The following is an 11,257-nucleotide window of genomic DNA, read 5'->3' on the forward strand; positions in this document are numbered from 1 at the left end:
ACCTCATCGTGCTGGTTGCTCTCGCAGGACCAGCAGCGATCCACAAAGACCTTAAGGCGATAGGTGCCTGCTGCCGGGGGCACGATCTGACCGCTCCAGCGGATGCTGTAAGGCCCGTCTTTCAGCGCCTTGACCGGCAGGCGGTTCATGAATTCCAGATTCACGGTACGCTCAGTGCGGGTTTCAACCGGCGCACCGGCAAAGTCGGCATTGGCGTAATAGCTGGCCGTCAGGCCCGATAGGCCTTCGGGTGTGCGCAGCGCGGTTTCCGGCACCGTGGTTGGCACCCCTTCGGCCAGGGTCGCGCCCTGCGCATAGAGGACCTTCGCGGCCCCCAGTTGCGCCCGCAATCCGGCCAGAGGCGTCACCGGCTGACGCGCTATGCCATTGTAATTGCCGCGCAGCGTCTCCTGCGTATCGGCATTGGGGCCGATCACCGCCACGGTCTGACCCAGCTTGAGCGGCAGGACGCCGTTGTTTTTGAGCAGGACCAGCGACTGTTCCGCCGCCAGTAGCGCCAATCCTTGCGCTTGTGGCGTGTTGATGGCCTCCGGGCTGATCTTCACCCACGGACTCGGCGCGCCATCGATCCCCAGACGCTTGCGCACATCCAGCAGACGGTTCAGCGACTGATCCATCAGGGATTCGGGGATCAGGCCCTTGCTCACGGCTTCGGGCAGGGCCGCGTAAGCATTGCCGCAGTTGAGATCGACACCCGCCTTCAGGCTTTCGGCCGAGGATTCGGCGTCATTGAGGCGATAGAAGTGAAAGCGCGTCATGTCGTAGATAGCGTCGCAATCGGTGACGACATAGCCCTTGAAACCCCAGGCGTCGCGCACATAGGTTTTAAGCAACAGGTCCGAGGCACAGGCCGGGACGCCACCTACGGCATTATAGGCGCACATGACCGACTGCGCCTTGGTCGTCATGACCGAATAACGGAAGGCCGGCAGATAGGTCATTTCCAGATCATAGGGCGACACCGCGGCGGCAAAGCCGTGCCGCCCGGCCTCCGGCCCCGAATGCACGGCCAGATGCTTGACCGAGGCCACGACCTTGGGGTGCTGCGGGTCCGGCCCCTGAAGCCCGGTGACGAAGCCTTCGGCCAGACGGCTGGTCAGGAAGGGGTCCTCGCCATAGGTCTCCTGCCCCCGGCCCCAGCGCGGATCGCGGAAGATGTTGATATTGGGCGACCACAGGGTCAGGCCGTAATAGCGCGGGTGATCGCCCGCCGGATCGGTGGAATTGAACTTGGCGCGCGCCTCGGTCGAAATCACATCCCCCACCTGTTTCAGCAAGGCCGGGTTCCAGGTGGCCGCCAGTCCGATGGCCTGCGGAAAGACGGTCGCTTCGCCGGCCCGCGCCACGCCGTGCAGGCCTTCGTTCCACCATTCGTAGGCGGTCAGGCCCGCCGACGGCAGGGCTGGGGCGCGGTTCTGCATCTGCGCCGCCTTCTGTTCGACGGTCATACGGGCGATGCGCGGGTCCATAGGTGGCTCAGCGGTTTGCGCCAGTGCCATTCCTACGGACAGGGCGCTGAGGCTCGCGGTCAGCAACAAGGGTTTCAAACGGGGAAATACAGATCGGGAAATCATTGCGCAGCGCCATAGAGGGAACGGATGGTCAGCGCCCGGCGCAGTTGCGCCTCAGAGGCTGAGGTTTTGAGATCAAGGGTGACGGTTTCACCCGGCATCAGGTCAAAGGCATTGTCGGACAGGCTCACCTCCAGTGCGTCCGTATCGACCCAGACCTGCCGCGCCAGCGTGCGTGCCGACAAGGTGAGGCGATAGCCGTCCGCCGTGCGGGTCAGGCGCGATTTGATCTTCGGATCGCTGAGCGCCAGTGCCTTGGAGGCGACGAAATAGCTCTGATGCCGTGAGATGACCTGATCGTTTTCCAGAAGCTCGACACTGACCAGGGTCGATTTGGGATCGGCGCCTTTCAGCAGGTCGGCATCGCTGAGCCGCATGACAACCTGCGCGCTGAGCGGGGCGGCGTTCAGGTCCTGCGTCCATTGCGACAACAGCTTGCCGTCCAGCGTCATCACCTTCAGCCGCCAGTGCAGGCGCGCCTCGCTCTGACGATCCGACACCACCGACAGTTCGGTCAGGCCCTCGCGCCGCAGCAGCGATACGGAGACGGGGGCATAGAAGCGACGCGCCGAATAGTGCAGCGCCTTCCAGCGTCCGTAATAATCGACACTCGACCACGACGCCACCGGCCACACATCGTTAAGCTGCCAGTAGAGGCCGCCCATATTCTGCGGGCGCGAGGCGCGCAGGTGCCGCGCCGCCAGCTCGATACCTTCGGCCTGCATCACCTGCGACAGATAGACGAAATCCTCAAAGCGCTTGGGCTGCCCGTAATTGTTGTTGATGTACATCAGAAGGCGCTGATTGCCGCGACCCTTGTCGAACTTCTGGTGGGCGATCATCACCGGGGCATCGATGGCCATGTCCTTCGGGCTGGCAAAGGCCTTGATCGTCGCCATGACCGGGAAGGATTGCAGCCCATATTCGGACATAAAGCGCGGCGTCACCGTCAGATAGGTCTCCACGGGCTGCTTGCCGCCCCAGACCGTCCAGTAGTGGCGATCCCCGTCCCTGTCGCCATCCGATGGCCCGTCATAGTCGGCGGTGGGTGAGCCCGGCCAGTAGGGCGTGCCCGGCGAATAGGTATCAACCGCGCCGCGCAGCACCTGATCGAACAGGCGGACCAGACCGGTATGTATGCGTTCGGCCTCCTTGCGACCGACCTTGTCCTTCAGGGCCTGACTGTCGCCCCAGTTATCCCAGTTGACCTGCACCTCATTATTGCCGCCCCAGATGACGATGGACGGATGGTGGCGCAGACGGCGCACCTGATCATAGGCCTCCTGACGCACGTTTTCGCGGTAGGCTTCATCGTAAGGTGGGATCGAGCCGCCGAACATGAAGTCCTGCCACAGCATCAGACCGTGAGCGTCGGCCCAGTCGTAGAAGCCGTCATCGAAATAGTGCCCGCCGCCCCACAGACGCAGCATGTTCATATTGGCGTCGATGGCCGTTTTGAGGATGCGATCCCTGTAGGCATCCGACACCCGCGGCGGCATCATGTCGAGCGGGATCATATTGGCGCCCTTCATATAGATGGGCACGCCATTTATCAGAATGTCGAAGCTTCGGCCCCACTCGTCCTTCTGGCGGCGGATTTCCGAGGTGCGCAGACCGATGCGGTGGGTACGTTCGCCCATCACCACGTTCTCGCTCAGGACACGCGCGCGAACCGTGTAGCGATCCGGACGGCCATAACCTACCGGCCACCAGCGTTTCGGATTATCGATACGTACCGGCAGGCTGAGGCTGTTGTTCCCGGCATAAAGCGGGACACTTTGTGTTTGCGTCTGCGTCTTGCCGTCCGGATCGGTGACGGTGACCTCCAGAGTGGCGTTGCGCGCCGCATCGGAGACGATCTCGAACCGCGCCTCCAGGGCGGCCACCTGATCATCGAGATGCTGTTGCTGCGCATAAAAGTCCGACAGGCGCACCCCGTCGTAAATGTCCAGCCGCACCGGTCGCCACGGCCCCAGCGTCACGATGCGCGGGCCCCAGTCCCAGCCGTACTGATACCCGGCCTTGCGCACATAGGCTGAACTGTTTTGCCCCAGCGGCTCATCGCCAAAGGCCGAGTCATAGGCCCCCGGCTGGTAATAGCTCAGCCCCTGCATGAAGGGCCGCATTTTATTGATGGGTGAGGCAAAACGGATATGCAGACGATTGGTCCCGCCCACCACCATACCCTTAACCGGCACGCGCCAGCTACGGAACATATTGTCGGCCGACAGCAAGGCCTTACCGTTCAGCGTCACCTCGGCAAACGTATCCAGCCCGTCGAACACAAGGTCGATATGGCCGCGCTTCAGCGTCGCCTCATCCAGTGTAAACGAGGTTTCGTATTCCCAGTCCGACAGGCCGACCCACTGCGCCTCCGCCTCGTTCAGGCCGACATAGGGGTCTTTGAGCTTGCCCGACGCGATCAGGTCACTCTGCACCGTGCCCGGCACCGTGGCCGTCATCCAGTTCGCGACTTCGGGATGCGCCGCGCGATTGGGGTCGCCCTCAGCGATGCGAAAGCGCCAGCCCTCCGTCAGGGTCCGCGTTTCAGGCCCCTTCAGGGTCTCCGCCCGCGCCGGCACGCTCATCAGAGAAAGGGCCACAATCAGGCAGAGACAAAAAGCAATCAGCCCGTCTATCCCGGCGGCCACACGCCCCTTCGAAATCACTGTCCGATGCACGAATGGTTCTCCCTTGCTCTGCACAGCCCTCAGGCCACCCGCCCCGCAAGAGGCGCGCCAAATTAAAAAAAAAAAAAAAAATCCAATCAACTAAAATAAGTTTTTGCAAACGATTTTAATTTGAAAATTTAAACCGGTTAAAAGCAAAAAAGGCCCGAACCTCAATTGAGGTCGGGCCAGTTTGCACCACTAATACATACAGAACACTTTAAACATTCATATTAAAAATATGAATACTTTGGATTACATTTTCAGGTTCACACCGACGAAGAAGCGGCGGCCGTTCTTATAGAAGGCGGTCGGCGCGTCTGCGAACGAGCTGAACGAGTAGTACATCTCGTCGAGCAGGTTCTGACCGTTGGCATAGATCGACACCTTGTCGTTGACCTTATAGGTGGCCGACAGATCGACCTGCTTGTAGGAGTCGGTGAAGTCCTTCGAGTTACGACGACCGATGCCCGTGAAGTATTGCGAGCGATAGTTGTAGCTCAGGCGCACCTGCCAGGGGCCTTCTTCGTAGTAGGGGATGACGCTGATGGTATCACGCGACAGGTACGGCATGTTGTAGGCCGTCGTGCCGGTGTCGGCATCGGCGAAGGTGTAGTTCGCGATGATACCGAAGCCGTAGGCGATATCCTTTTGCCCTTGCAGCGCGAAGCCGGTGACGGTGGCGTTCTGGGCGTTGAAAGGCGACGAGAAGGAGTAGGTCGCGTTGGCGTTGGTCAGCTTGTTGAAGAAGACCTTTTCCTGCGTGTCGCTGACGACGTAGGAACTGATCTTGCGATGGAACAGTTCCGCCGCCAGAAGGCCGGTCTTGTCGAAGTACCATTCCACCGACGCTTCGAAGTTGGTCGATTCGTAGGGCTTCAGGTTGGCGTTACCACCACCGCCGGTCAGTTGACGATCGTTCAGTTCGACCGTGCCGGCCAGCTGGCTGTAGCGCGGACGGGCGATCACCTGCGCCGCACCGACCTTGATCAGCACATCCTCGGCCGCTTCATAAACGACGTTGATGTTCGGCAGCAGCTTGGTTTCCTTCTGGGTGACGCTCTTGGGCGTGTAGGTCGTGCCGCCGTCCGAGGTTTCCCAGTAGTTCGACTGATCTTCGGTCGAAACCAGACGCGCGCCCACGTTACCGCGCCACTTGTCGTGACGGAAGTTGCCTTGCAGGTAACCGGCGGCGATGTTTTCCTTCACGGTGAATTCCATGCCGTACTTCGGCCCGTTATAGCGGGTGATGCTGGCATTGATGACACCGAAGATACCGTCGCGCGTCAGGCCCAGATACTGCATGGCATTGCCGCTGCCGCCCATGTCGGCCCACAGGCCGTTCGGCGTCAACTCAGAGGCGAAGTCGCTGAGGTACAGGGTCTTGTTGGCGAAGTAGTCCCAGCCTTCGGCATCCAGCGAGTTCTCGTGCTTGGTCAGCTTGGCACCAAACAGCACGGCCTCAAAGAAACCGTCCAGATTGCGACGGAAGTCGATCTGACCATAGGTTTCCTTGTCCGTGGTGCGGCTGCGTTCCATGCCGCCCATCTGGACGTAGTTGCCGGTCACACCGTTGATCGTGCTGGTCGAAGACGACGGCGAACGGAAGAACGACTTGGGCGTCGTGGGCGAGGTATCGTAGTTGATATAGGTGCTGTTGGCCGTGAAACCGAACTGGAAGCCGGAATTCAGGTCGAAGCTGATCATGCGCTCCGGTTCTTTACCACCCGTTGCCTGCGTCCAGCCGACATTACCGGATACCTTCCAGTCACCGGCATTCCACTTACCGGCCAGATTGACGCTGTCCGTCTTAACGACCGTGGTGCGCAGAATGGCGTCATACTGCGTCAGGGTGCCGGTGCCGGCGGCCTTGGACGGCACGTAAGCCCCGGTGATCAGGCCATTCGATACAGTGAAATCGCGCGAATTGGCGCTGTTCCACACCGGAACGGCGTACATCGACTGGTTATAGTTGGTGTAGTCGCCTTCGATATGCAGGGCGGTCAGGTCGAACTGCGTGTCATCGTTCGGCTTCCACTGGATGGCCGTGCTGACGCCGGTGCGCTGACGGGTCTGGTCGAAATAGGCCCAGTTGAAGCAGCAGGGCACATTGGCGGCCGCCAACTGGTTATAGGACGCCAGGGTCGGCGCGGCACCGTTGATCTTCGGGCCGGTGACATTGTTACCAGACACCGTGAAGGCGCTGTTGAAGGCACCGGCACCCATATAGCCGAAATATTCGATACCGGCGCGGTGCAGTTGCTGCTTGTCATAGGTGGCCGCAACGAGGATACCAAAGGTCTTGGCTTCGTTATGCCAGCTATACAGGGCCGAACCGCGGACATCGCCCTTTTCCGAGCGGTCATTATAGCTGTAGCCGAGCGAACCGGTGATGGTGCCGGGCTTCAGGTCCAGCGGCTTGCGGGTTTCGAGGATAACCGTACCGCCCAGCGAGCCTTCGTCGATCCACGCTTCGGGGTTCTTGTAAACCTTGAGCTGACCGACGATTTCCGGCGCCATCAGCGAATAGTTGAAGGTACGGCTGGTCGGGTCGTTCGGGTTGCCACCCCAGTCGGCCGAGGCAATCGAGTGGCCATCGACCAGAATGCGGTTCAGAGCCGGATCGGTGCCGTGGATCGAGACCTTTTCGCCTTCGCCGAAGTTGCGGTCAACGCTGACGCCCGGCAGGTGCGACAGCGATTCCGCGATATTGGTGTCGGGAAACTTGCTGACGTCTTCGGCCGAGATGACATCGACAATGGCGTCGGTCTTCTTCTTGATCGCGGCGGCCTTTTGCAGGCTGCCCTTGATGCCGACAACAACGACTTCCTGCACATCGTTGCCTTGCTGTGCGTAGGCGGTGCCCGAAAGCATCACCCCGACGAGCGCCGTGCTCATCAAAACAGAGCGTTTTAAACTCATCACTTCGTCCCCTTAAATGGTCATAAATCCATGGTGGCTCGCACGCCGTTCGCGTCGCTTGTGTGACACGAAAATGGCGTTCGTATAACGAGCGTATGACAACTTTGAACTCTGTCAACGAGAATTCATATATTTGATTTAATTATTGTACGTTTTAGGGACCAAATTTGCCATATAAATAGACCCCCGTGCCTAAAATTTCGATTTATGTAAATTTTTATTGTATTATTTCAATAATATAAATTTTTCATAACGCCGAGAACCAATAGGACCAATAATAGACCTTGATGCAAATTGGCAACATAACCACTAAAATACCAAATTGGCATTGCGCCGTTCCGCAAACTTTGTGACCCTGTCTTTTCATCTTTGAAATACCCCCCTCTTCGATCAGGCCCCCCATGCAGGATTTACCTCGGAAACAACCGGGTTTTCGTAAAATTGTCATTGTTGGCGGCGGAACGGCCGGCTGGATGACGGCGGCCCTTCTGGCGCGACTCACCGAAGGCAAGCTGGGGCAAATCCATCTGATCGAGTCGGAAGACATCGGCACCATTGGCGTGGGCGAAGCGACGATTCCGCCGATTCAGGACTTCAACCGGCTTCTGGGGATCGACGAAACGACGTTTCTGCGCGAGACCAAGGCCACCTTCAAGCTGGGGATCGAGTTTCGCAACTGGCATCAGAAAGATGACAGCTATATCCATCCGTTCGGTGTCATCGGGGCGCAGATCGGGCGGGCGGCCTTCCACCACTATTATATACGCGCCGCCCTGTCCGGCGACACGACGCCCTTCGAAGCCTATTCCCTGGCCAGTGTCGCCGCGCGGCAAGGGCGTTTCGCCCCCGCGCCGCGCCATGACACCGGTGTACATTCCACACTTGGCTATGCCTATCATTTTGATGCCGGCCTGTTTGCGCAATTCCTGCGTCGTTATGCCGAAGCGCGCGGCGTCGTGCGTCACGAAGGCCGCATTACGCAGGTGAATCAGCGCGCCGAAGACGGCTTTATTACCGGCGTGCAGACCGAAAAGGGGGACATCCTCGACGGAGACCTCTTCCTTGACTGTTCCGGTATGCACGCGCTTCTGCTGCAAAAAACGCTGGAGACGGGCTTTGAGGACTGGAGCCACTGGCTGCCCGCCAACCGCGCCTGGGCGGTGCCCTGCGCCAATGTCTCAGAATCCCTGCCCTATACGCGGGCCACGGCCCACAGCGCGGGCTGGCAATGGCGCATCCCGCTGCAACACCGCACCGGCAATGGCCACGTCTTCAGCGCCGACTTCATGAGTGAGGACGAGGCGCAGCGTATCCTGCTTACCCATCTCGATGCCCCGACCCTGGCTGAACCCCGCCTGATTCGCTTCCGCACGGGCCGCGCCCGACAGTTCTGGCACAAGAATGTGGTCGCCATCGGCCTGTCCGGCGGCTTCCTGGAGCCATTGGAGTCCACCTCCATCCACCTGATCCATTCGGGTCTGATCAAGTTCATGGACCTCTTCCCGGACCCGGACTTCAATCCGCTTCTGGCCCAGCAATATAATCAGGCGGTCGGCATGGATTATGACACCATCCGCGATTTCCTGATCGCCCATTACAAGCTGACCAAACGCGATGATTCCGAGTTCTGGCGATACTGCCGCGAGATGAGCATTCCCGCTTCGCTCCAGTACAAGCTGGATCAGTTCAGCGAGAGCGGGCGCGTCATCATGTCCCGCGGGGACCTGTTTCAGATCCCCAGCTGGCTGGCTGTCCTGTTCGGTCAGGGCCTGAGGCCTAAGCGCTATGATCCGCTGGCCGATCTCATCGAACCACAGGACCTGTCTGCCATACTGCGTCAGATGCAGGGCACCATCACCGATTACGCGAACACCATGCCGCCGCAGGCCCGTTACCTCGAAAAGCTGGGCCTTACGATCGTGGCCGGAGAATAAAGTTAGATGTCGCTTTCCAAACACCCCACCCTTCTGGCCGAGCCCGCGCTGCGGCGCATCCCCACCCCGCCTTGCCAACTGGAAGTCTGCGTGGACAGTCCACGCTCGCTTTATGCCGCCGTCGAAGGCGGGGCGGCGCGCATTGAACTGTGCAGCGCGCTTAGTCTGGGCGGCCTGACGCCGGGCCCCGGACTGGTCCGCACCGCGCAGGCGCTGGGCCACTCCACCCGCGCCATGATCCGCCCCACCGAAGGCGGCTTTGTCTATGGGCCGGACGATCTCGATGTCATGCGTCGCGATATCGACGCCATGGCCGACCATGGTCTGGAAGGCGTGGTGATGGGCGCGCTCACCGAAGACGGCTATCTGGATGAGGTCTTTCTGGCCCGGCTGTGTGCACACGCCAAGGGGCTGAAAATGACGCTGCACCGCGCCATCGACCTGACGCCTGATCCGCTTGACGCGCTGGAAACGGCCATCGGGCTGGGCTTCGACACGGTCCTCACCTCCGGCACACAGATGCGCGCTATCGAAGGGCTTGAGACCGTGCGGGCGATGGTCGAGACCTCGGCCGGACGCATCGACATCATGGCCGGCGGCGGTGTCAATGCCGCGCAAATCGGGCAGATCATCAGCGACACCGGTGTGCCCTGGGTGCACGGGTCATGCTCGCGTTTGCAAGAGGTCGGTCCCGCCGAACTGGAACTGGGCCTGTCGAGCGACTCCTTCCGCCTCACCGAGGCTTCGCTGGTCCGGGCGATCTGCGACGCCCTGATGACGCAAAGCTGAGGCAAGATTCATGTCAGGATACTTCATCGGCATTGACGGCGGCGGCACGCGCTGCCGCGCGCGGCTGACGACTTCGGAGGGCCGCACCCTTGGGCAGGGCCTGTCCGGACCGGCCAATATTCAATTAGGCCTCGACTATAGCTGGGGCAATATCCGCGAAGCCATCGACCGCGCGCTGGATCAGGCGGGGCTGGAGGCGCATATCTTCCCTGAGTGCCGGCTGGGGCTGGGGCTGGCCGGCGTGGTCACCGAAGCGGACCGGCAGCGTGTCACCGCCAAGGCCGCTGCATTTCGCAACGTCAAGGTGGCCACCGATGCCCATACGGCCTGCCTTGGGGCCTTTGGCGGTCGTGACGGTGCCATCTTTATCGGCGGCACGGGGTCGGTCGGCTATGCCTGGCTGTCGGGTCAGAGCCATCAGGTCGGCGGCTGGGGCTTCGCGCTGGGCGACGAAGGATCGGGGGCCACTCTGGGGCGTCAGGCCCTGCGTCACGCTCTGATGGCCCGCGATGGTCTCATCGAAGGCTCGGCCCTGACCGAGCGCGTCAATCGCTTTTTCTCCAGTGCCGGTATCGACCTGCATGCCTGGCTGGCTGAGGCGCGACCGACTGATTTCGGCACCTTTGCGCCGGATGTGGTGGAGCTGGCCAAGGCCGAAGACCCTCTGGCGACCGGGATCATTAAGACCGCTGTGCGCTGGCTGGAAACCTATGTGCAGCGTCTGACGGCGCTGGGGGCCCCGCAGGTATGTCTGCTGGGCGGCGTGGCACCGCATTATATCCCCTACCTGTCGGACTCTGTGTTGCCCTTTATTGCCACAGCGCAGGGCGATGCGCTGGACGGCGCGCTTCTGATGTGCGCCGGCGCCAGCGAGGGACAACTCAACCCCTGTAACGACAGCGCCGTTTCGGCGTGTTAGACCAGCGGCCTTGAGGTTTGACTCTCTGGGGGGATTTCATTTTGGTCTGGGTTGTGATTCCCTTTGTCATTGATTTGGCAGGAGGGTTTTTCTTTGTCATCTTCGATCACGATCACCCGTCTGGACCTGAACGCATCGGGTTTGCGTCATGCGGCTTCGCGTATGGGGATGTTTTGCTGCGTGAGATAGTTCCGCAACGCGCTTTGATTGGAACGCGAGCCTTACCGTCAATTGTTCCTTGTTGCCCACTAGCCCCGTAGTAAGGGTATGGCCCCACCTTGCGGTCTACTTCTTTCACTGGGCGGCGCTTGCTGTCTAGGGTTTGTGGGGATTCATTTTGAGTTTATGACGGCGGCTGCGAGATAGATCATAGCCTTGAAGCTGTTGTCGGTTTTGTCTGCTCTCATGGCGACGCGTTTAAACTCTTTGAGT

At 60.3% G+C, this 11,257-nt stretch carries 6 protein-coding genes; 3 read left to right on the forward strand and 3 right to left on the reverse strand.

The window, feature by feature from the left end; translation table 11 throughout:
- From Q0072_RS02335 to Q0072_RS02345, 3 genes are all read right to left on the reverse strand, one after another.
- On the reverse strand, positions 1-1,556 hold a 1,556-nt coding region (locus tag Q0072_RS02335), incomplete at its 3' end, for a glycoside hydrolase family 3 N-terminal domain-containing protein (protein WP_298325154.1).
- 35 nt (positions 1,557-1,591) lie between these two features.
- Complete coding sequence (locus Q0072_RS02340) at positions 1,592-4,273, reverse strand: glycoside hydrolase family 2 protein (RefSeq protein ID WP_298325157.1); 2,682 nt, start codon at positions 4,271-4,273, stop codon at positions 1,592-1,594.
- A gap of 243 nt (positions 4,274-4,516) precedes the next feature.
- The gene (locus Q0072_RS02345) at positions 4,517-7,183 is read right to left on the reverse strand and encodes a TonB-dependent receptor (protein WP_298325161.1); all 2,667 of its coding nucleotides are present in this window, start codon (positions 7,181-7,183) and stop codon (positions 4,517-4,519) included.
- Positions 7,184-7,584: 401 nt separating this feature from the next.
- On the opposite strand from Q0072_RS02345, the gene Q0072_RS02350 reads away from it, so the two are divergent.
- Genes Q0072_RS02350 through Q0072_RS02360 form a run of 3 tightly spaced genes read left to right on the forward strand, consistent with a single transcriptional unit; the run spans position 7,585 to position 10,825 of the window.
- Complete coding sequence (locus Q0072_RS02350) at positions 7,585-9,117, forward strand: tryptophan halogenase family protein (protein WP_298325165.1); 1,533 nt, start codon at positions 7,585-7,587, stop codon at positions 9,115-9,117.
- Positions 9,118-9,123: 6 nt separating this feature from the next.
- A complete protein-coding gene (locus Q0072_RS02355) occupies positions 9,124-9,906 on the forward strand; it encodes a copper homeostasis protein CutC (RefSeq protein ID WP_298325167.1) in 783 nt (260 codons plus the stop codon).
- A 10-nt stretch (positions 9,907-9,916) separates the two neighbouring features.
- Positions 9,917-10,825, forward strand: coding sequence for a BadF/BadG/BcrA/BcrD ATPase family protein (locus tag Q0072_RS02360; protein WP_298325169.1), 909 nt, complete (start codon positions 9,917-9,919; stop codon positions 10,823-10,825).
- The last annotated feature ends 432 nt before the right edge of the window (positions 10,826-11,257 follow it).

This window comes from Asticcacaulis sp., from assembly GCF_027484505.1.
GTDB lineage: Bacteria > Pseudomonadota > Alphaproteobacteria > Caulobacterales > Caulobacteraceae > Asticcacaulis.